Raw genomic sequence first — 21259 nt, forward strand, 5'->3', positions numbered from 1 at the left:
GGCCACGTCGGCAATGTTGCGCACCTGGCCGGTCAGGTTGGAAGCCATGAAGTTGACGTTGTCGGTCAAATCCTTCCAGGTGCCGGCCACGCCGGGCACCTCGGCCTGGCCGCCGAGGCGGCCTTCGGTGCCGACTTCACGCGCCACCCGCGTAACCTCGGAGGCAAACCCGTTGAGCTGGTCCACCATGGTGTTGATGGTGTTCTTGAGTTCGAGGATCTCGCCCTTGACCTCCACCGTGATCTTGCGCGACAGGTCGCCGCGCGCCACGGCGGTGGTCACGTCGGCAATGTTGCGCACCTGGCCGGTCAGGTTGTTGGCCATGGAGTTGACGTTGTCGGTCAGGTCTTTCCAGGTGCCGGCCACGCCGCGCACCTGGGCCTGGCCGCCGAGCTTGCCGTCGGTGCCGACCTCGCGCGCGACCCGGGTCACTTCCGAGGCAAAGCCGTTGAGCTGGTCCACCATGGTGTTCAGGGTGTTTTTCAGCTCCAGAATTTCGCCCTTCACGTCCACTGTGATCTTCTTGGACAGGTCGCCGTTGGCCACGGCGGTGGCCACGTCAGCGATGTTGCGCACCTGGGCTGTCAGGTTGGAAGCCATGGAATTGACGTTGTCGGTCAAGTCCTTCCAGGTGCCGGCCACACCCAGCACCTGGGCCTGGCCGCCCAGCGCGCCTTCGGTGCCGACCTCGCGCGCAACGCGGCTGACCTCACCGGCAAAGCCGTTGAGCTGGTCCACCATGGTGTTGATGGTATTTTTCAGTTCAAGAATCTCGCCGCGCACGTCGGCAGTGATCTTCTTGGACAAGTCGCCCCGCGCTACAGCAGTGGTGACCTCCGCGATGTTGCGCACCTGACCGGTCAGGTTGGACGCCATGAAGTTGACCGAGTCGGTCAGGTCCTTCCAGGTGCCGGCCACGCCGGGCACTGCCGCCTGGCCGCCCAGCTTGCCTTCGGTGCCGACCTCGCGCGCCACGCGCGTCACTTCCGAGGCGAAACCGTTCAACTGGTCCACCATGGTGTTAATGGTGTTTTTGAGTTCCAGAATCTCGCCCTTGACGTCCACCGTAATGGTCTTGGACAGGTCGCCGTTGGCCACGGCGGTGGTCACCTCGGCGATGTTGCGCACCTGGCCGGTCAGGTTGGAGGCCATGAAGTTGACGTTGTCGGTCAGGTCCTTCCAGGTGCCGGCCACGCCGGGAACCTGGGCCTGGCCGCCGAGCTTGCCTTCGGTGCCGACCTCGCGCGCCACACGCGTCACTTCGGAGGCAAAACCGTTGAGCTGATCCACCATCGTGTTGATGGTTTCCTTGAGTGCCAGGATCTCGCCCTTGACTTCCACCGTGATCTTGGACGAGAGGTCGCCCTTGGCAATCGCGGTGGCCACGCCGGCAATGTTGCGCACCTGGCCGGTCAGGTTGTCGGCCATGGAGTTGACCGAGTCGGTCAGGTCCTTCCAGGTACCGGCGATTCCGGGCACCTGGGCCTGACCGCCGAGCTTGCCTTCGGTACCGACTTCCCGCGCCACGCGGGTCACCTCGGACGAAAAGCCGTTGAGCTGGTCCACCATGGTGTTGATGGTTTCCTTGAGCTCGAGAATTTCACCCTTGACGTCCACGGTGATCTTGCGGCTCAGGTCGCCCCGCGCCACGGCCGTCGTCACCGTCGCGATGTTGCGCACCTGCGAGGTCAGGTTGTTGGCCATAGAGTTGACCGAGTCAGTCAGGTCTTTCCAGGTGCCGGCCACGCCGGGCACCACGGCCTGGCCGCCAAGCCGACCGTCGGTGCCGACCTCGCGCGCCACGCGGGTGACTTCTGACGCGAAAGAGCGCAGCTGGTCGACCATGGTGTTGGTGGCTTCCTTGAGCTGCAGGATCTCGCCGCGCACGTCCACCGTGATCTTTTTGGACAGGTCGCCATTGGCCACCGCAATCGTCACATCGGCGATGTTGCGCACCTGAGCGGTCAGGTTGCCGGCCATCTGGTTGACCGAATCGGTCAGGTCCTTCCAGACGCCGGACACACCCTTGACCTGGGCCTGGCCGCCCAGCTTGCCTTCGGTGCCCACCTCGCGCGCCACCCGTGTCACCTCCGAGGTAAACACCGAGAGCTGTTCGATCATGGAGTTGACCAGCTTGGCGGAACGCAGGAATTCGCCCTTGAGGGCGCGGCCGTCCACCTGCAGGTCCATGGACTGCCCGAGGTCGCCCTTGGCGACCGCGCCGATCGTTCGGGCGATGTCGGTGGTTGGACGGACCAGATCGTCCATCAGCGTGTTCAGGGACTGCACCTGGTCGGCCCAACCGCCTATGGTTCCCGGCGCAGACATTCGCTGCGACAACCGGCCTTCCTTGCCCACGGTCGTGCGCACGCGGTCGGCTTCTGAAGTGATGTGCCCGGCGGTTCTGATCGCCTGGTTGAAGGCTTCGGCGATCCTGCCGTCGGTGCCTGACCAGTCGGAGGGCAGTCGCGCCTTGAAGTCACCATCGGAAAACGCCATCATCGCGGCCAGGATCTGGCGTGACCTGGCTTCAGCCAGATGAAGATCGGGCGCGGTCAATCCGGGCATGGCCGCCTGGTCGTTGACCGGGCTTTGGCGGGAAGTGCGGGCTGTCGCTTTGGGAGCCGTCTTTTTTCGGCTGCTTGTCTGAATGGCCTGATCCATGGTGCCTGTCGCTCTCTAGGTGGGTGGCAAGAAGGGGCGGTGGATGGCTCACCGCCGTTACTTTTTGTGTCACTCCAGAGTGTCTCCGTGATGGACAGATTTTCTTGTAGGACGGGTCTGACGTCTGACTTTCCCAACATGGGGGCGCTGCCGAATCGTGCGCACGACAAGACCGCGTCTGCCCGCCTGCGTCTCTGTTTTATGGATAAAAAGTGCCATCAGCCCTTGAGTGGCGGGCACCAGTAGCTATCAAATCGATAGCTACTGCCGGTCAATCAGCCGGTGTTGCGCAGGCCGGCAGCAATGCCGTTGATCGAGATGTGAATGCCGCGCTGCACACGGTCATCGGCCTTGCCTTCGCGGTAACGCCGGACCAGCTCGACCTGCAAGTGATGCAAGGGGTCAATGTAGGGGAAGCGGTGGCGGATCGAGCGCTGCAACGATGCATTGCCCGCCAGGCGCTGCCTGTCGCCGGTGATCAGGGTCAGCGCTTCCGCCGTGCGTTGCCACTCGGCCTCGATGGCGCTGAAAATCTTCTTGCGCAGGCGCACGTCGCCGACCAGCTCGGCATAACGCGAAGCCAGCGCCAGATCGCTTTTGGCCAGCACCATGTCCATGTTGCTGAGCAGCGTGCGGAAAAACGGCCACTGCTTGTACATCTTCTGCAGCAGAGCCAGCGCTTCCTTGCGGCTGGCCGGGGTGCCGCCAGCGTCCAGCATCTGCGCGATGGCCGAACCGAAGCCGTACCAGCCCGGCAGGGTCAGGCGGCACTGGCCCCAGCTGAAGCTCCAGGGGATCGCGCGCAGGTCCTCGATTTTCTGAGAGGCCTTGCGCGAGGCCGGGCGCGAGCCGATATTGAGCTCGGCAATTTCCCGGATCGGCGTGGCGCTGAAAAAATACTCGGTGAAACCGGGGGTCTCGTAGACCAGCGCCCGGTAGGCCGCCATGCTGGTACTGGACAGCTCGGCCGCTGCCCGCAGAAAGTCCGGGGTGGCGGGTTTGGTCGGCTGCAGCAAGGTGGCTTCCAGCGTGGCGGCGACCAGGGTTTCGAGGTTGCGCCGGCCGATCTCGGGATTGGCGTATTTGGAGCCGATGACCTCGCCCTGCTCGGTCAGGCGGATCTGCCCGCGCACCGTGCCCGGCGGTTGCGCCAGGATGGCCTGGTAACTCGGGCCGCCGCCGCGCCCCACCGTGCCGCCGCGGCCGTGGAACATGCGCAACTGGATGTCGTGTATTTCAGGGACCCCCACGCTTGCCACCGCGTGTGCCTTCGGCGACGCGCTGCCCCTTTCACTAGGAAGAGGGGCTGCCCGGCCTTGGGACGGCCCGGCGGCCCGGCCGGCGAGCTGGTCGAACAGCTCGACCAGCGCGATTTCGGCGCGGTAAAGCTCCCAGTTGCTGGTAAAGATGCCGCCGTCCTTGTTGCTGTCCGAATAACCCAGCATGATGTCCTGCTCGCCGCCGCTGCGCTTGACCTGCTGCGCAATACCGGGCAGCGCGTAGTAGTCGCGCATGATGGGCGCGGCGTTGCGCAGGTCTTCAATCGTCTCGAACAGCGGCACCACGATCAGGTCGTGCGTGGCCCTCTGGTCCAGTGTTCCGCGCATGAGTCCGACTTCTTTTTGCAGCAGCAGGACTTCCAGCAGGTCGCTGACGGTTTCGGTGTGGCTGATGATGTAGTGGCGTATCGCCTGGGCACCAAAGCGCTGGCGCATGATGCGCGCCGATTCAAAAATCGCGATTTCGCCGCGCGCATGCTCCGAGTAGGCGGCGCCGACCACGCGCAGCGGCCGGGCATCGTTGAGCAGCGACAGCAGCAATCCGCGTTTGGCGGCTTCGTCCAGACTGGAATACCTGGGCTCGATGCGTGCGACGGCCAGCAGCTCGGCGATCACCTCTTCGTGTTTGTCGGAGCTTTGCCGCAGGTCCACCGTGGCCAGGTGAAAACCGAAGACCTCGACCGCGCGAATCAGCGGATGCAGGCGCTGCGCCACGAGCGCGGCACCGTGGTTGGCGCGCAGCGAAGCCTCAATGATGCGCAGGTCGGCCAGGAAGTCCTCCGCCTGGAGGTAGGCGTTTTGCGGCGCAACCGCATGGCGCGCGGCGTCGCGGCCGGTCAGGTCCTTCAGTGTGGCGGCCAGCCGCGCATACACACCGGTCAGTGCGCGGCGGTAGGGCTCGTCCAGGCGATGTTCATTGATGTCGGGTGAGCGTTCGGCCAGGGCCCGCATGTCGGGCGTGAAGTCCACCAGCATGGCCGACAGCGAGAGTTCGCCGCCCAGCAGGTGAACCTCGGTCAGGTAGTGGCGCAGCGCCACCTCGGACTGGCGACGCAGCGCATAGACCAGCGTGTCAGCGCTGACATTCGGGTTGCCGTCGCGGTCGCCGCCTATCCACTGGCCTATGCGCAAAAAGCTGTGCACCGGCTGGCTGCCCAGGGCGCGTTCGAGATCGGCATAAAGCCTGGGAATCTCGCGCAGAAAGGTCGATTCGTAATAACTGAGCGCGTTTTCGATCTCATCGGCAACGGTGAGTTTGGTGAAGCGCAGCAGCCGGGTCTGCCACAGCTGCATCACGCGCGCGCGCAGCTGGGCTTCGTTGGCGGCCAGTTCGCGCGGGGTCAGCGCGTCGCGGCTGGCATTCACCGCCAAGGCATGCGACTTGATCTCGTCGCGTGCCGTCAGTAACTGGGCGATGTCGCGTTCGGCATCCAGAATGCTCTTGCGCTGCACCTCGGTCGGGTGCGCAGTCAGCACCGGCGATACGTACGCGTGGGCCAGCGTAGTCGAGATGGTTTTGGGCGAAATGCCGGCCCAGCGCAGGCGCGACAAGGCCACCTCGATGCTGCCTTCCTGGGTGTCGCCGGCACGTTCGTGAATGGCGCGGCGCCGGATATGGTGACGGTCTTCGGCCAGGTTGGCCAGGTGGCTGAAATAGGTGAAGGCGCGGATCACGCTGACGGTCTGGTCGCCCGACAGGCCTTTGAGCAGCTTTTTCAGGGCCTTGTCGGCGTCGGTGTCGGCGTCACGGCGAAAGGTCACCGAGAGCTTGCGCACTTGCTCGATCAGCTCGTAGGCGGCCACACCTTCTTGTTCGCGGATCACATCGCCCAGAATGCGCCCCAGCAGGCGGATGTCCTCGACCAGCGGCCGCTCGTTGTCCCTGGCGCGAGGGCGCTGCAGTTTGTCCTTGCCTGCTGGCTGTTCTTTGGGGGTCTTGACGCGCGCAGTTGTCACCATGGGTTCACCTTGTTGTGGCTCTTGGACTGCCTGATTATTGCAGTGCAGCATGCTAGCATCCGTGAACCCCCCCAGATACGAACAGGTGACGAGTGCGCGCAGATTCCTCAAACCCCCTCCGTGTGGTGATTGCCACGCGTGAAAGCCGGCTGGCGCTGTGGCAGGCCGAACATGTCAAGTCGCTGCTGGAAACACGGCTGGGCTGGCAGGTGACGCTGTTGGGCATGACCACGCTGGGCGACCAAATCCTGGACCGTTCGCTGAGCAAGGTGGGTGGCAAGGGCCTGTTTGTCAAGGAGCTGGAAACTGCGCTGCTGGATGGCCGGGCTGACATCGCCGTGCATTCCCTCAAGGATGTGCCCATGGACCTGCCGGAAGGTTTTGCACTGGCCTCTGTGCTCGAGCGCGAGGACCCGCGCGACGCGCTGGTGTCCAATGATTTTTCCTCGCTGGACGAACTGCCATCCGGTGCGGTGGTCGGCACTTCCAGCCTGCGCCGACTGGTGCTGCTGAAACACCTGCGCCCCGACTTGAAGATTGAACCGCTGCGCGGCAACCTGGATACCCGCTTGCGCAAGCTCGATGAAGGCCAGTACCAGGCCATCGTGCTGGCCGCCGCCGGCCTGAAACGCCTGGGCCTGGCCTCACGCATCCGCCACGCCTTTGAGCCGGAGCAGATGTTGCCGGCCGCCGGGCAGGGCGCATTAGGCATCGAGGTGCGCGCCGACCGGCAGGACCTGCTGGACGCGCTGGCCAACCTGGCCCACATGCCGACCTGGCTGGCGGTGACCGCCGAACGCACGGTCTCGCGAGCCATGGGCGGCAGTTGCTCGATGCCGCTGGCGGCTTTCATACGGCAACCGCAGTCCGGGATGATGCGGCTGGAAGCTGCTTGGGGCGAGCCGGGTGCTGACGGCCAGGGCGTGGCCGGTGCACCGCTGGTTCGCGCCGACCACAGTGCCCCGGTGACGACGTTTGAGGGAGCCGAAGCGCTGGGAGAACAGGTGGCTGCCTCGCTGCGCGCTGGTGGCGCGGTGTGGGCCGCGAATTCTTGAAACCTTTTCGCGTCATCGTCACCCGACCCGCGCGCGATGCCGAGGCCTGGGTGACGGCCCTGACCGAGCGCGGGCTGCAAGCCGAGGCGCTGCCGCTGATCGACATTGAGGTGTTGCCGGTGTCCGCAGCGCTTCAGCAGGTCTGGCGGGACATCGACGGTTACGCTGCGCTGATGTTTGTCAGTGGCAATGCCGTTAACGCATTTTTTTCATCAAATCATGCTCTAGCCCTCGAAGAACGGGCGAGTACAGCTATTGATTTGATAGCGCATCAGGGGCTGCGTTGCATGGCGCCCGGCCCCGGAACGGTGGCCGCCCTGCTGGCGGCCGGGGTGCCTGCAGCGCATATCGACGCGCCGGCACCGGAGGCCGGGCAGTTCGATTCGGAAGCCCTGTGGGCGGTGGTCGCTGATCGCGACTGGCGGAGCCAGCGCGTGCTGATCGTGCGCGGGCAAAGTGCCGGCGCCGAGCCGGTGGGTGGCGCCGGGCGTGACTGGCTGGCGCAGCAACTTGAAGCTGCCGGTGCGCTGCCGGAATTCATTGCGGTCTACCGGCGCAGTGCGCCGCAGTTCACCACGCAGCAGCGGCAGACCCTGACCGAATCCGCCAGCGACGGTTCGGTCTGGCTGTTCAGCAGTTCCGAAGCCGTGGGCCACCTGCCGCCGGGCGACTGGTCGCAGGGGCGCGCCCTTGCCACCCACCCGCGTATTGCCGAAGCCGCGCGCGCCGCGGGCTGGGGTGTTGTTGTGGAGTCACGCCCGACGCTGGCGGACATTGTGGCCTCGATAGAATCGATGCAACCATGAGCGACAGCGATACCACCCCCCCGAACCAGTCGGCGACCGCCGTGGGGCGCGTGCCAGCGGACGAACGCACCCGCGCAAACGAAGCGACAAGCGAGGAAGGGACTTTTTCTTTACCAGCAGGGGCCGCGAAACCGGCTTCGTCGGGCCGCAGGCGCAGCGCCCCCCCGGGGGGCAGCGAAGTACGCGAAGCGACAAGCGTGGGGGCCAACCATTCAAGGCGCTGGTTGCTGGTCACGGGTGCGGTTGCTGTGGTCGGCGTGGTGATGAGCGCGCTGTTGTGGCAAAAGTTGAACAACATCCAGGAAGAGCTGGCCCGCCGCAGCACCGATTCAACCGCGCAGTCCATTGAAGCACGCACGCTGGCGCGCCAGGCCCAGGACGGCACGCGCGAGCTGACGGCGCGGCTGGCGCTGCTGGAGACCCGGCTCAGTGAGGTCAGCCTGCAGCGCAGCCAGCTTGAGGAACTGATGCAAAGCCTGTCGCGCTCGCGCGATGAAAACCTGGTGGTGGACATGGAGTCGGCCCTGCGTCTGGCCCAGCAGCAGGCGCAGCTGACGGGCAGCGCCGAGCCCATGCTGGCAGCGCTCAAGTCGGCCGACCAGCGGCTGGCGCGTGCTGCGCAGCCACGGCTGAACCCGCTACAGCGGGCCATTGCGCGTGACGTCGAGCGCATCAAGGCCACCACCGTGACCGATGTGCCAGGCCTGCTGCTCAAGCTTGACGAACTGACCCGGCTGGTGGACGAATTGCCACTGGCCAATGCAATGCCGATGGCCAGCAACACGCGCGCGCGTGCTGCAGCACCGGCACCGGCGCGCGCGGCTTCTGCTGCAGCGCCATCGGACAACCCGGCACGCGCGTTGCTCGACCGGCTCGATTTGCGCGCCTGGTGGGAGCACACCTGGCAGGGTGTGCGCGATGATGCACGCAACCTGCTGCGGGTCAGCCGCATCGACCAGCCCGACGCCGCCCTGCTGGCACCCGAGCAGTCGTTTTTCCTGCGCGAGAACCTCAAGCTCAAGCTGCTCAATGCGCGGCTGGGCCTGCTGTCGCGGCAAACTGCCAGCGCGCGCAGCGACCTGGCCAGCGCCTCGGCCATGCTGGGCAAGTATTTCGATCCGGCCTCGCGCCGCACAGAGGCGGCCGGCCAGTTGCTGCAGCAGGTGCAAACCCAGATGAAGTCCAGCGAGCTGCCGCGCCTGGATGAGACCCTGGCGGCGCTGGCGACTGCGGCGGCGGGTCGCTAGGCGAATACGGCCATGCGCAGCGCACTCTGGCTACTGGCACTTTTTGGCATCGCGGTGGCGGTGGCGCTGGTGGCCGGCAACAACCAGGCGGTGGTCACGCTGTTCTGGCCGCCGCACCGTATCGATATCTCCTTCAACCTGTTGGTGCTGCTGCTGGCGGGCCTGTTCACCTTGCTGTACGTGGCGCTGCGCGCCTCATCGGCGGCTTTTTCACTGCCGGCTGAAGCGCGCCGCTGGCGCGCCCAGCAAAAAGAAAGGGCGATGTACGCGGCCTTCATGGACGCGCTGTCGCACTTGATGGCCGGGCGCTTCATCCGCGCCGCCAAACTCGCCCAGAACGCCATCACGCAAGAGCAAAGCCTGAGCCAGCTGGCGCACACCTCCAGCGATGTTGGAGGCTACAACGCTGCACGGGCCACACAACTGCGGCTGCTGGCTCACCTGCTGGCCGCCGAAAGCGCGCAGTCGCTTCAGAACAAGGCCCTGCGCGAGGAACACTTGCAAAAGGCGCTGGAAAGCAGCAGCCACCGCATCGCCCAGGAAACCCGCGAAGGTGTGCAACTGCGCGCTGCGCGCTGGGCGCTGGATGACCGCGACCCGAACGGCGCGCTGGAACTGCTGGGGCAGTTGCCGCAGGGTGCGTCGCGTCGTACGCTGGCGTTGCGCACCCGTCTGCGCGCGACGCGGCAGGCAAAACAGACTTCCCAAGCGCTGGACACCGCGCGCCTGCTCGCCAAGCACCGGGCTTTTTCGCCGGACGCAGCGCAGAGTATTGTGCGAGGTCTCGCACTGGAGCTGCTTGGCGCTGCGCACGATCCGGCGCAACTGCAGGCCGCATGGCAATTGCTGGACACCGCCGAGCGCGCCATGCCAGAGCTGGTGATCCACGCTGCTTCGCGCCTGATGGCTTTGCGCGGCGATGCCAACCTGGCGCGCGCCTGGCTGTTGCAGGTCTGGGAGCCAGCGATGAATCCGCGCTCTGAAATCAACGACACCCTGCGCGTCAAACTGATCCAGGTGCTGGAGCAGGGCCTGGATTCCATCGACGCAGCCTGGCTGGCGCGCATCGAGACTGCGCAGCAGCTGCGCCCGCGCGACGCCAACCTGCAGTACCTGGCGGGCATGGCTTGCCTGAAACGCCAGCTGTGGGGCAAAGCCCAGCAACTGCTGTCCCAAGCTGCGCTCGCCCTGCAGGACTTGGGCCTGCACCGCAACGCCTGGCGCGCGCTGGCGCTGCTGGCCGAGCAGCGGGAAGACTTCGAGGCTGCTGCGCAGGCGTACAAACGGGCGGCGGAAGTCTAGTTTTTGTCCGTTCGGGCTGAGCCTGTCGAAGCCTTGCCCGTTTCTGCTTCAGTGGATCTTCCAACAAGCCGGGGGTTGCCCGGCGGCAACTCACTTTTCTTTTGCGTCGCCAAAAGAAAAGTAAGCAAAAGAAAAGGCGCCCCGATGGTCTGGGTCCTTCCGCTTCGCTACGGGCAGCCTGCGGTGCCCGCCGAAAACGGGGTCGAGCTCGAACTCGGCTTCGGCTTGTATGTTACGCGTGTCAGGGTGGAGGGAAGAAGACAAACATCCGAAGACAGAATCCGGAGTCCTTGAAGCGCAAAGCGCTTCAAGGACGGGAATCCCAACAGACAGTCAAGTTTGCACGCGAGAGCTGCACACGCGGCCAAATGAGGCGCCCTTCCATCGCCCAGCGGGGCGAGGGAGGGGCTAGGGGTGGGAGTGGGGAGTCAGACCTCGCGTCGTGGGCGAGCACGACAGCACCGGGAGGGACCGGCATTCCCCCAATTCAAACCGGCCAAACCACCCCGTTGTCATTGAGGATCGCATCCAGCGCCACATCGTGCGGCTCGGGCTCCAGGTCAGGCAGCCAGCCGTGGCTGTAGCCGAGGCCGACGGTGAAGGGTTTGGGCTGCAGCGTCGCCAGCGTGCGGTCGTAAAAGCCGCCGCCGTAGCCTAGCCTGAAGCCGCCCGGCCCGTAACCGACGCAGGGCACAAACAGCAGGGTTGGAACGATGACTTCGGTGTCTTTGGGTTTGGGAATGCCGTAGGCGTCTTCCTCCATCGGGCAACCGGGGTACCAGGCATGGAAGGTCAGGGTCTTGTGCAACTTGTTGACCACCGGCAGGCCAATCTTGCGCGGGGACCGGTTTGCTATGTTTTCAGTAGCTGCTTCCGCCCGCCCCTCATGGCCCGGTGCCTGATTTGCATCTGAACTCCGGCTTAGAATGGCGTCTTCCTGCCAGCGGTACAGGGCGGGCAGGGGATCGAACTCCCCCTTGATCGGCCAGTAGGCTCCGATCACCGCATCTTCATGTCCGACCAGCCAGATTCGCATGACCCGCTGCAACAGGTCGGCGCGCTCCAGGCGGTCGGGCAGATTCAGGCGTTGTTCGATCAACGCTTTTCTCGCAGTTAATTTGTCCATAATGACCTGATGCTATCCAAATTTGTTGTCACTGCCCTGATTTCGGGCCTCTCGTCCTTTTTGATCCTCCAGCCCACATGGGCACAAAGCAACGCGGCCCGCGCCGATGACGTGGTGGTGGAGATGAACCAGGCCTTCAAGCGCGGCGACAGAAACCGCCTGTCCGCGCTGCTGCCGCAGGTCCGGGGTCACGCGCTGGAACCCTGGGCGGCCTATTGGGAGCTCAAGGCCAGACTCGACGAAGCCAGCGCCCGCGAGGTGCAGGACTTCATGGTGCGCTATGCCGGTACCTACCAGGAAGACCGCTTGCGTAACGACTGGCTGCTGTTGCTGGGACAGCGCCGTGACTGGGCCGGGTTTGCCGCCGAATACCCCAGATATCGCATGGGCGACGACCGCGATGTGCGCTGTTACGCGCTGCTGGTGGAACACCTGAAAAATCCTGGGGTCGATGCGCAGCTGGCCGAGGAAGTCCGCCGGAACTGGTTCGCGCAGCGCGATGCCAGCGACGGCTGCACCTCGGCAGCCTCGCGCCTCATCGGCAACCGCAACCTGACGACGCAGGACGCGTGGATCAAGGCCAGGCTCGCGACCGAAGCCAACCGGCCGCGAGCCGCGCGAGAGGCGGTCGAGATCATCGAGCCAGAAGCGGTTGGCCTGGTGACGGAACTCACCGCCAGCCCGGCGCGCTTTCTGACCACCAAGGTGATCGCCATCAGCCGGGTGCGCAAGGAAATCATCGTGCTGGCGCTGGTCAAGCTGGCCAGCAGCGATGCCGAAGGCGCGGCGCGTTTCATGCAGGACAAGTGGGGCATGCAGCTCAATGAAGAGGAGCGCAACTGGGTCTGGGGCTCGATCGGCCGGCAGGCTGCCACGCGTCTGGCCAGTGAGGATTCAGTCGGCTACTTCGCCAGGGTCAGCCGGAACACTGACCTCAGCGACGACATGCTGGGCTGGAAGGTGCGCGCCGCCCTGCGTGCCGGCGGCCCCCAACGCTGGTCGCAGGTGCTGGCCGGCATCAACGCCATGAGCGAGGGAGCGCGCAAGGAACCGGTGTGGGCCTACTGGAAGGCCCGCGCGCTGCTGAGCAATGCGCCGCCCCTTGCACCAGGCGCCATGCCATCACCCCAGCGTGCGGAAGCCCTGGCCCTGCTGCAGTCGATTGCCTCGGTGCGGGGCTTTTACGAACAGCTCGCCCTTGAAGAGCTGGGCCAGAAGATCACGCTGCCGGCCCGGCCGCCGGCGCTGACTGCCGAAGAAAAAGAAGCGGCGCGCCTGAACCCCGGCCTGAACCGCGGCGCCTATGCAATTGCCCTCGGCCTGCGCACTGAGGGCGTGCGCGAATGGAACTACAGCACCAACCTGCATACCCGCGGCGGCATGAGCGAGCGCGAACTGCTGGCTGCCGCGCAATTCGCTTGCGACCGAGCCATCTGGGACCGCTGCATCAACACCAGCGAGCGCACCGTCAGTGCCTTCGATGCCGAGCAACGGTTCCCCATGCCGTTTCGCGACGCGGTCACGCAACGCAGCCGCGAGATCGGGCTGGACCCCGCTTATGTTTATGGCCTGATTCGCCAGGAGTCGCGTTTCATCATGGACGCGCGCTCCCACGTTGGCGCCTCCGGCTTGATGCAAGTGATGCCGGCCACCGCCCGGGAAACCGCGCGCTACATCGGCCTCACCGGTTTCACCCCAGACCAGATCAATGATCGCGACACCAACATCGTGATTGGCACCGCCTACCTCAAACGCGCCCTCGACGACTTCGGCGGCTCCATGCCGCTGGCCGCTGCAGCCTACAACGCCGGGCCAGGCCGGCCGCGCGCCTGGCGCAACGGCCCGGTGATTGAGGCGGCGATCTGGGCGGAAAACGTGCCCTTCAGCGAAACCCGCGACTACGTCAAGAAGGTGTTGTCCAACACCACCAATTACGCTGCGCTGCTCAGCGGGCAGCCGCAGTCACTGAAAGCACGGCTTGGCACGGTAGGTCCCCGCGAAGCCTCCGCCCCACCGCCCGACGAAAAGATGCCCTGAGTTGCCGCCGACGGATGCTCCTGAATTGATAGCTGGTGACGCACGACCAACGCGGGCCAGTGGCGCAAATGGCTTGAAATCCGCGCCACCCTGCCGGCCTGTGGCTTGCAGGTTTTGGACTATTCCCCGCAAGGCGCTTGTTCAGCGCTTGCGTAGCGCTTCCCGATGCACAGGAGACACAAATGAACCCCAACTGGTGGCAACAGATTGCCGGCACCATTGCCGCCGAATTTTCCGACCTCTCTGACCTGGCGCAGACCACCCAAGTGGTCTTGCGGCTCATGGTAGCGGCCGTGCTGGGTGGTTTGCTGGGGTGGGAGCGTGAACACAGCGGTCAGGCGGCCGGCGTGCGCACCCATATGCTGGTGGCCATGGGCGCGGCCTTGTTCGTTCTGGTGTCGCAGCAACTTGGCATGGGAAAGGAAGACCTGAGCCGCGTCATCCAGGGTCTGACGGCCGGTGTGGGGTTTCTCTGCGCAGGAACCATTCTCAAGGGGGACAAGGGCGGTGACGTGAAAGGACTTACCACGGCGGCGGGCCTGTGGATGACCGCTGCCATCGGTGTGGCTGCGGGCCTGGGGCGCGAACTCACGGCGGTGCTGGCGGCCGTTCTGGCCTTCGTAGTGCTGGCCCTGGTGCCCGTGCTGGTCCGGCTGATTGACAGGCCGGCGCCGCTGATCACTGACGGAGATACCCCGCGCCAGCGCATCCATACGAAAGACTGATCAGTCCTTCAGTCGCTGGGACACAAACTCGCCTTCGTAGTCCTTGGCGAGCGACAGTTTCTCGGCTTCGGTCAGAACCTTGCCGGCAAGCTGGAAAATGCCCTGTTCCTCGTCCTTGAGGTGATGGTAAATCTTGTGGTGCAGTGCTTTGGCTGCGACGAGCCAGGCCGGTGAGCTGGCGTCGGTGTCCTCGAGCTTTTCCACCAGTTCATCCATCTCATGGTGCTCGGCAATACCATGGCGCGACGGCTCCTGCGTCATGTCGTGGGCAATCAGCGGGACGTAGAAAAAGCGCTCCTCGGCTGCAGCGTGGGCGGCAAGTTCCGTTCTCAATTCCTTGAAGAGGACATCACGCTCATTGCTGTCGCCGGAGGTGTTGATCAGGGCATCGGCTAGGCCGCGCTGGGTTTCGTGGCTGGTGCGCAAGGCTTCAAAAATATTCATGCCCTGATTATGGAGATCGACTGCCGCGCAGGCTGTAGTCCACGATGCCCAGAATTGTTGCGACGCCTGCCTACATTCGCGTTGTCTGTTCAGTGTTTGGAACGTGGGGTGGCATGTCGCCACTGGTGCTGTTCCACGATTATCCCGGGGATGTTTTGCAAGCCGGGGCGCGAAGGCGTGTAATACAGCCTATGAAAAAAATACTGATTCTCGGCGGGACCGGATTTGTCGGCCGTCATGTGTGCGAAAAGCTGACCCGGCTTCAATGGCGCGTCACCGTACCGACCCGGCGGGAAGCCCGGGCCCGCGACATCCAGATGTTGCCCTCACTCGATCTTGTGTTGGCCGATGTGCATGACGAGGCGGCACTCACCCGCATCGTGGCCGGCCATGATGCGGTGGTTAACCTTGTCGCCATCCTGCACGGCACGCAGCCGTCCTTCGAGCGGGCGCATGTGGAACTGCCGCAAAAAATCGCGCGCGCCTGTGCCGCCACCGGCGTGACACGCCTGGTCCATGTCAGCGCGCTGGGTGCCGATGCGCGCAACCCGGATGCTGCGCCGTCCATGTATTTGCGCAGCAAGGGGCAGGGCGAAGTGGTGCTGCACCATGCGGACCTGGCCCTGACAATGTTGCGGCCCAGCGTGATGTTCGGCGACGGCGACAAATTCCTCAATACCTTTGCGCGGCTGCAGAAAATATTCCCGGTGATTCCGCTGGCCGGAAGCCATGCGCTGTTTCAGCCGGTGTGGGTGGAGGACGTGGCCAGCGCCATCGTTCACTGCCTGCAGGATGCCCATTTGCACGCTAGCGCCGGCCAGACCTTTGAAGCCTGCGGCCCGGACGTCTTCACGCTCAGGCAACTGGTCGAACTGGCGGGGCGCTTCAGCGGCCTCAACCAGGGCCGGGGTCGACCGGTACTGGCTTTGCCTGCGTCATTGGGCCGGCTGCAGGCGCGCCTGATGTCGCTGGCACCCGGCGAACCGCTGATGAGCCGTGACAACCTCGATTCGATGACCGTGCCCAACATCGCCAGCGGCAACCTGTCGGGGCTGGAAGCGCTGGGCATCCCGCCCGCCTCTCTCGAAGCCATTGCGCCGGACTACCTCGGCCCGACCGCCGGGGGCTGGGGTCTGCGCAGCAACCTGTTGGCCAGGCGCAAGACCGCAGGGCGCTTTTAACGCGAGCTGGACGGGAGTGCATCAATAGGCACTTCTTTTCGCATCAATCAGAGGGCCGGCGGGCGGTAGCATAGGCGGTCTTTTAAGGGAGACCTCCATGCTCAGGCTCTACATCGCCAACAAGAACTACTCGTCCTGGTCCATGCGCCCGTGGGTCCTGCTCAAACAGGCGGGCATCAGCTTCGAGGAGGTCATGGTGCGTTTTGGCGCCGACCCCTTCACCGCTCAATCCAGCTTCAAGCAAGCTGTGCTGGCGGTCAGCCCGGGCGGCCGTGTGCCGGTGCTGGTGGACGACGGTTTCGCAGTCTGGGACACCCTGGCCATCGCCGAGTACCTGGCCGAAAAATTTCCGGAAAAGCTGCTGTGGCCGCAGGATGCCAAGGCCCGCGCGCGGGCCCGCAGTGTCTGCGCCGAAATGCACTCGGGTTTTGGCGCGCTGCGCAGCGCCTGTCCGATGAACATCGAGGCCGACCTGTCACAGACCGGCGCCATCGTCTGGCGCGACCAAGCAGCCGTGCGCAGCGATGTGCAGCGCATTGTGGCGATGTGGACCGAACTGCTGGAGCAGCACCAGGGGCCTATGCTGTTCGGCGGGTTCTCGATCGCCGATGCCTACTTTGCACCCGTCTGCATGCGACTGAAAAGTTATGCCTTGCCGGTGCCGGCGCACATCAGCGCCTACATCAACCGCGTCTGCGCCTTGCCGGCAGTGAAAGCCTGGATGGACGAAGCCCTGGCTGAAAAAGACTTTGTTGTTTTTGATGAGCCGTACCGGGTAGCGCGCTGAGACCTTTTCGCCAGGCCCGCACGCGACGCTGATTTGCTATAAATCTGGTAGCTGGTTACGCAATACCGGCGTGGCCTGGCGCCCCAAAATTTTCAAGAATCAATCAACCCGGGCGCCTGAGGCTTTCACCACTTTTTCATACTTCGCCAGTTCGGCTTTCATGAAAGAGCCGAACTGCTCCGGCGTATTGGCCACCGGCTCGGCCATCAGCGCCGCAAAACGGGTTTTTGCTTCGGGAGAATTGAGTGCTGCGACAAAGGCCTGGTTCAGTTTGGCGACCACGTCTTTCGGGGTGGCTGCGGGCGCGACTAGACCCCACCAGGTGTCGATCGAGAACCCCTTGAGAGTCTCGGCCACGGCCGGAACCTCGGGCAGCATGGCGCTACGGGCGCTGGTGGTGACAGCCAGCGCCTTGAGCTTGCCGGCTTTGATGTTAGCCGAGGCGGTGGCCAGGTTGTCGAAGTTGAAATCGACCTGGCCGCTCAGCAGCGCCAGTTGCGCCGGGTTGCCGCCGTTGTAGGGAATGTGCAGCGCGAAGATACCGGCTTGCGCCTTGAACATTTCACCGGCCAGGTGGCCCGCGCTGCCGTTGCCGCCGCTGCCATAGTTGAGCTTGGCGGGGTTGGCCTTGGCGTAGCTGATAAGCTCCGCCAGCGTGTTGATGTTCAGCCGTTTCGCGGTGTCGGCATTGATCACCAGCACATTGGGCACGCGCAACATCTGCGTGATGGGCGCGAAATCGGTGGCCGCGTTATAGGGCATCTTGCTGTACAGCCAGGGGTTGATCGCGTGGGTGGCTACGGCGGCAATGCCGATGGTCATGCCGTCCGGCGCCGCCTTGGCGATGGCGTCCGCGCCGATATTGCCACCGCCGCCGGGTCGGTTTTCAATGATGACAGTTCCCAGTGAGTCCTTGACGCGCTCCGCCATCAGGCGCGCAGTGACGTCGATCGGGCCGCCTGGCGCATAAGGCACGATGATGCGCATCACTTTGGGCTGGGCCTGCGCGACGGAAATGGTGGAAGACAGGGTCAGCATGGCGAGCGAGGAAATCGCCAGGGTGCGGACCGCGAGGAGGGGGAGGGCAGTGAGTTTCATGGCTCGATTGTGCAAAAGATTCCGGCGCTTGCGTTACGTGGGATTCCCTACACCGGGCGGCGAAGGCGCCCATCCTCCTGACACACCGCGACGATGCCACAAGAAAACAAGTTGTTGCCGGGCAACCCGGCTCGCTGGCGCGCCCCGAAGCAGGAGTCATCGCCGACGGCTGCGGGATCCAGGGGGTCGAGAGATGTGGGGAACAGGCTGCTATTAATTCAGTAGCAGCTTGCGCTTATTCAGCAAGGACCGGAGCCGCTTTTGGTTCATCAAAGCCGGCAATCAGTGCCTGAAATGCCGCACGCCGCTCAGCACCATCACCACGCCCCGCTCATCGGCCGCAGCGATGACTTCTTCATCCCGCATGCTGCCGCCGGGCTGGATCACGCAATTGGCGCCGACATCAACCACCACGTCGAGCCCGTCGCGGAAGGGGAAGAAGGCGTCGCTGGCCACGGCAGAACCGTTGAGGTCGAGGCCGGCGTTGGCGGCCTTGATGGACGCGATGCGGGCCGAGTCAATGCGGCTCATCTGGCCTGCCCCGACACCCAGCGTCATGCCGCCGCCGCAGAACACGATGGCGTTGGACTTGACGTACTTGGCGACCTTCCAGGCAAACAGCAGATCCTGCAACTGCGCCGGCGTCGGCTGAAGCTTGCTCACGACTTTCAAGTCGGCCTGTGCGAGTTCGTGGTTGTCGGCGGTCTGCATCAGCAGGCCGGAGCCGACGCGCTTGACGTCCATCAGGTTGCGACCCTGCTTCCAGGCGGTGTCGCCACCGGGCGGCAGCGCGATCTGCAGGATGCGCACATTGACCTTGCTCTTGAACACCGCAAGCGCTTCGGGCGTGAACGCCGGGGCCATCAGCACCTCGACAAACTGTTTGGCGACCTGCTGCGCCGCCGCTTCGTCCAGGGTGCAGTTGAACGCGATGATGCCGCCAAATGCCGAGGTCGGGTCGGTCTTGAAGGCCTTGCTGTAGGCCTCAAGCGCATCGGCGCCGACCGCCACGCCGCAGGGGTTGGCGTGTTTGACGATGACGCAGGCTGCAGAGTCACCGAAACTCTTGACGCATTCCCAGGCGGCATCGGCATCGGCGATGTTGTTGTAGCTCAGCTCCTTGCCCTGCAGCTGGGTGGCTGTGACCAGCGAACCGGGTGCGGGGTAGAGGTCCCGGTAGAGCGCGGCCTGCTGGTGTGAATTTTCACCGTAACGCAAATCCTGCACCTTGATGAATCGGCCGTTGGACTGGCCCGGAAACAGGCTGTGCGCACCGTCGGCCTGAATGCCCGAGAGGTAGTCGCTGATCGCGCCGTCGTACTGGCTGATGCGGTTGAAGGCGGCCACCGACAGTGCAAACTTCGTCGCGTCTGTGAGTTTGCCGCCAGCCTTGAGTTCGTCGAGCACCCCGGCGTACTGCGAGGCGTCGGTCAGCACGCCGACGTCTTTCCAGTTTTTTGCCGCCGAACGCACCATCGCCGGGCCGCCGATGTCGATGTTCTCGATGGCGTCTTCGAGTGTGCAGCCCGGCTTGGCGACAGTCGCTTCAAACGGGTACAAGTTGACCACCAGCAGGTCGATGGCGGCGATGTCGTGCGCCTTCAACGCAGCCATGTGGTCGGGCACATCTCGGCGCGCCAGCAGGCCGCCATGAATTTTCGGGTGCAGGGTCTTGACGCGGCCGTCCAGCATTTCGGGAAAACCGGTGTGATCGGCGACCTCGGTGACCGGCAGACCGGCGTCGGCCAGCAACTTCGCCGTGCCGCCAGTGGACAACAGCCTGATGCCCAGGCCATGCAGTGCCTGCGCGAATTCCAGGATGCCGGTTTTGTCGGAGACGGAAATCAGCGCATTCATGTCAATCACTCCAGGGTCGGCGGGCGGGGTTGCGTTCATGTTTTTCTTCAGTCTTCCGGATGGGCAGGAAAGTTACTTGATCAGCTTGTGTTCAAGCAGCTTTTTTCGCAGGGTGTTGCGGTTCAGGCCCAGCCACTCGGCTGCGCGGGACTGGTTTTTGTCAGCGTGCTGCATCACCACCTCCAGCAAGGGTTTTTCCACGACGCGCACCAGCATCTCGTACATGCCGTCAGGTTCGGTGCCGCGCAGATCCCTGAAATAACTTTCAAGGCTGGCGCGTACACATTCTTCAATCTGCTTCTTGCTCATGCGAGCTCTCCCTGCCTGTCTTGTTGTTCACTCACTTCCCGGGCTGCCGCCACCGGCATGCGGTCCATGCGCCCGCCCAGCACGTCGAAATAATCGGCGACCGCCTGCCATTGCGCTTGGCTGTCCTCCAGCAAATTCATGCGACTGCGGAAGGCCTCACCACCCGGCAGCGTTTTTACATACCAGCCGATGTGTTTACGCGCGCTACGCACGCCGCTGAACGCGCCATAGAGTTCGTAGTGGTCCAGCAGGTGATCAAGCAGCAAACGCCTGACCTCGGCCACCAGCGGCGGCGCCAGATGGGTGCCGGTCGCCAGGAAATGCGCAATCTCGCGAAAGATCCAGGGCCGTCCCTGGGCCGCGCGCCCCACCATGATGGCGTCGGCACCGGTATATGCCAGCACGTCGCGGGTTTTTTCCGGGGTGGCGATGTCACCGTTGGCCACCACCGGAATGCGCACCGCAGTCTTGACCGCGGCAATCGTGTCGTATTCGGCCTGGCCCTTGTAGCCTTGGGCCCGCGTGCGCCCATGCACCGCCAGCATCTGTACACCGGCGCTTTCAAAGGCGCGTGCCAGCGTGACCGCGTTTTTGTGCGACTCGGCCCAGCCGGTGCGCATCTTCAAGGTGACCGGCACGCCGCGCGGCGCGCAGGCCGCCACTACCGCTTCGGCAATCGCCAGGGCCAGCGGCTCGTCCTGCATCAGGGCCGATCCGGCCCACTTGTTACAGACCTTCTTGGCCGGGCAACCCATGTTGATGTCGATGATCTGGGCGCCGCGGTCTATGTTGTACGCGGCGGCCTCGGCCATCATCTGCGCATCGGTGCCGGCGATCTGTACCGCAATCGGCGCCACCTCACCGTCGTGGTTGGCGCGGCGCGAGGTTTTCAGCGTGTCCCACAGGTCGCGCCGCGAGGTCACCATCTCGCTGACCGCATAACCCGCGCCCAATGCCTTGCACAGACGACGGAACGGCCGGTCCGTGACGCCTGCCATGGGCGCCGCAAACAGATTGTTCGCCAAAACGTAGGGGCCGATGTTCATGGACGGGTGGGAGGGCGATTGCGAAAAAGAGGGCTGATTGTAGCTGCCCAAATTTTCAGCAATCGAAATTTTCACACGACCTTGCGAGCGAACGCCCTACAGCCCGACTGGTCCGTGCTCCCTATACTCGCTGCAGATGGAACTCTGGCTACAACACCTGATAGAAGCGCTGGCATTGCCCGAGTACGGATTGAGCACGGTGTTTGTGGTGTCATTCATCTCGGCCACCTTGTTGCCGCTGGGATCGGAGCCGGTGGTCTTTGGACTGGTCAAGCTCAACCCGGACATGTTCTGGCCCGCCATCCTGGTCGCCACTGTCGGCAACACCCTGGGGGG

At 64.3% G+C, this 21259-nt stretch carries 17 protein-coding genes; 9 read left to right on the top strand and 8 right to left on the bottom strand.

Annotated elements, in window-relative coordinates; genetic code table 11:
* Together H0W47_RS14450 and H0W47_RS14455 are read right to left on the bottom strand one after the other, a co-directional pair.
* Positions 1 to 2568: HAMP domain-containing protein (locus H0W47_RS14450; protein ID WP_296925595.1), on the bottom strand; the 2568-nt coding region annotated here is incomplete at its 3' end.
* A gap of 371 nt (positions 2569 to 2939) precedes the next feature.
* A complete protein-coding gene (locus H0W47_RS14455; RefSeq protein WP_296925597.1) occupies positions 2940 to 5903 on the bottom strand; it encodes a phosphoenolpyruvate carboxylase in 2964 nt (987 codons plus the stop codon).
* Between the two features lie 92 nt (positions 5904 to 5995).
* On the opposite strand from H0W47_RS14455, the gene hemC reads away from it, so the two are divergent.
* The 4 genes from hemC to H0W47_RS14475 all read left to right on the top strand — a co-directional run bounded on the left by hemC (position 5996) and on the right by H0W47_RS14475 (position 10313).
* The gene (hemC, locus tag H0W47_RS14460; protein WP_296925599.1) at positions 5996 to 6958 is read left to right on the top strand and encodes a hydroxymethylbilane synthase; all 963 of its coding nucleotides are present in this window, start codon (positions 5996 to 5998) and stop codon (positions 6956 to 6958) included.
* Complete coding sequence (locus H0W47_RS14465) at positions 6955 to 7764, top strand: uroporphyrinogen-III synthase (RefSeq protein WP_296925601.1); 810 nt, start codon at positions 6955 to 6957, stop codon at positions 7762 to 7764. The genes hemC and H0W47_RS14465 overlap by 4 nt, the downstream gene beginning before the upstream one ends.
* Positions 7765 to 7961: 197 nt before the next feature.
* Positions 7962 to 9011 (top strand): uroporphyrinogen-III C-methyltransferase, encoded by a 1050-nt coding sequence (locus H0W47_RS14470; protein ID WP_296925603.1) that lies wholly within the window; start codon positions 7962 to 7964, stop codon positions 9009 to 9011.
* 12 nt (positions 9012 to 9023) lie between these two features.
* Positions 9024 to 10313, top strand: a complete 1290-nt coding sequence (locus H0W47_RS14475) for a heme biosynthesis HemY N-terminal domain-containing protein (RefSeq protein WP_296925604.1) — start codon at positions 9024 to 9026, stop codon at positions 10311 to 10313.
* A gap of 487 nt (positions 10314 to 10800) precedes the next feature.
* Here H0W47_RS14475 and H0W47_RS14480 read toward each other — a convergent pair whose 3' ends face one another.
* Positions 10801 to 11439, bottom strand: a complete 639-nt coding sequence (locus H0W47_RS14480) for a 5-formyltetrahydrofolate cyclo-ligase (protein WP_296925606.1) — start codon at positions 11437 to 11439, stop codon at positions 10801 to 10803.
* Positions 11440 to 11448: 9 nt separating this feature from the next.
* On the opposite strand from H0W47_RS14480, the gene H0W47_RS14485 reads away from it, so the two are divergent.
* Together H0W47_RS14485 and H0W47_RS14490 are read left to right on the top strand one after the other, a co-directional pair.
* Positions 11449 to 13476: a lytic transglycosylase domain-containing protein gene (locus tag H0W47_RS14485; RefSeq protein ID WP_296925608.1), complete on the top strand. Its 2028-nt coding sequence runs from the start codon at positions 11449 to 11451 to the stop codon at positions 13474 to 13476.
* A 182-nt stretch (positions 13477 to 13658) separates the two neighbouring features.
* Complete coding sequence (locus H0W47_RS14490; protein ID WP_296925610.1) at positions 13659 to 14201, top strand: MgtC/SapB family protein; 543 nt, start codon at positions 13659 to 13661, stop codon at positions 14199 to 14201.
* Here H0W47_RS14490 and H0W47_RS14495 read toward each other — a convergent pair whose 3' ends face one another.
* Entirely contained in the window at positions 14202 to 14645 is a 444-nt protein-coding gene (locus tag H0W47_RS14495; protein WP_296925612.1) for a hemerythrin domain-containing protein, read from the bottom strand.
* A gap of 191 nt (positions 14646 to 14836) precedes the next feature.
* On the opposite strand from H0W47_RS14495, the gene H0W47_RS14500 reads away from it, so the two are divergent.
* Together H0W47_RS14500 and H0W47_RS14505 are read left to right on the top strand one after the other, a co-directional pair.
* Positions 14837 to 15826 (top strand): complex I NDUFA9 subunit family protein, encoded by a 990-nt coding sequence (locus H0W47_RS14500; protein WP_296925614.1) that lies wholly within the window; start codon positions 14837 to 14839, stop codon positions 15824 to 15826.
* 97 nt (positions 15827 to 15923) lie between these two features.
* Positions 15924 to 16613, top strand: coding sequence for a glutathione S-transferase family protein (locus H0W47_RS14505; protein WP_296925616.1), 690 nt, complete (start codon positions 15924 to 15926; stop codon positions 16611 to 16613).
* 99 nt (positions 16614 to 16712) lie between these two features.
* Here H0W47_RS14505 and H0W47_RS14510 read toward each other — a convergent pair whose 3' ends face one another.
* The 4 genes from H0W47_RS14510 to dusB form a co-directional block, all read right to left on the bottom strand.
* On the bottom strand, positions 16713 to 17711 hold the full coding sequence (locus H0W47_RS14510; RefSeq protein ID WP_296925618.1) for a tripartite tricarboxylate transporter substrate binding protein: 999 nt from the start codon (positions 17709 to 17711) through the stop codon (positions 16713 to 16715).
* Between the two features lie 282 nt (positions 17712 to 17993).
* Complete coding sequence (gene purH, locus H0W47_RS14515) at positions 17994 to 19574, bottom strand: bifunctional phosphoribosylaminoimidazolecarboxamide formyltransferase/IMP cyclohydrolase (protein ID WP_296925623.1); 1581 nt, start codon at positions 19572 to 19574, stop codon at positions 17994 to 17996.
* 66 nt (positions 19575 to 19640) lie between these two features.
* Positions 19641 to 19877: a Fis family transcriptional regulator gene (locus H0W47_RS14520; RefSeq protein WP_296925619.1), complete on the bottom strand. Its 237-nt coding sequence runs from the start codon at positions 19875 to 19877 to the stop codon at positions 19641 to 19643.
* Positions 19874 to 20923 (bottom strand): tRNA dihydrouridine synthase DusB, encoded by a 1050-nt coding sequence (gene dusB / locus H0W47_RS14525; RefSeq protein ID WP_296925622.1) that lies wholly within the window; start codon positions 20921 to 20923, stop codon positions 19874 to 19876. Before dusB ends, H0W47_RS14520 begins: the two co-directional genes overlap by 4 nt.
* A 136-nt stretch (positions 20924 to 21059) precedes the next feature.
* Here dusB and H0W47_RS14530 point away from each other — a divergent pair.
* The coding region (locus tag H0W47_RS14530) for a YqaA family protein (RefSeq protein WP_367265415.1) at positions 21060 to 21259 on the top strand (200 nt) is incomplete at its 3' end.

Source organism: Polaromonas sp., assembly GCF_013817205.1.
In the GTDB taxonomy this organism is placed as follows: Bacteria; Pseudomonadota; Gammaproteobacteria; order Burkholderiales; family Burkholderiaceae_C; genus Polaromonas.

Bases quoted from the DNA above. Each gene is read 5' to 3' on its own strand.
- H0W47_RS14455 (WP_296925597.1), bottom strand. From the start codon at position 5,903: ATGGTGACAACTGCGCGCGTCAAGACCCCCAAAGAACAGCCAGCAGGC.
- H0W47_RS14475 (WP_296925604.1), top strand. From the start codon at position 9,024: ATGCGCAGCGCACTCTGGCTACTGGCACTTTTTGGCATCGCGGTGGCG.
- H0W47_RS14480 (WP_296925606.1), bottom strand. From the start codon at position 11,439: ATGGACAAATTAACTGCGAGAAAAGCGTTGATCGAACAACGCCTGAAT.
- H0W47_RS14485 (WP_296925608.1), top strand. From the start codon at position 11,449: ATGCTATCCAAATTTGTTGTCACTGCCCTGATTTCGGGCCTCTCGTCC.
- H0W47_RS14490 (WP_296925610.1), top strand. From the start codon at position 13,659: ATGAACCCCAACTGGTGGCAACAGATTGCCGGCACCATTGCCGCCGAA.
- H0W47_RS14495 (WP_296925612.1), bottom strand. From the start codon at position 14,645: ATGAATATTTTTGAAGCCTTGCGCACCAGCCACGAAACCCAGCGCGGC.
- H0W47_RS14500 (WP_296925614.1), top strand. From the start codon at position 14,837: ATGAAAAAAATACTGATTCTCGGCGGGACCGGATTTGTCGGCCGTCAT.
- H0W47_RS14505 (WP_296925616.1), top strand. From the start codon at position 15,924: ATGCTCAGGCTCTACATCGCCAACAAGAACTACTCGTCCTGGTCCATG.
- H0W47_RS14510 (WP_296925618.1), bottom strand. From the start codon at position 17,711: ATGAAACTCACTGCCCTCCCCCTCCTCGCGGTCCGCACCCTGGCGATT.
- H0W47_RS14520 (WP_296925619.1), bottom strand. From the start codon at position 19,877: ATGAGCAAGAAGCAGATTGAAGAATGTGTACGCGCCAGCCTTGAAAGT.
- dusB (WP_296925622.1), bottom strand. From the start codon at position 20,923: ATGAACATCGGCCCCTACGTTTTGGCGAACAATCTGTTTGCGGCGCCC.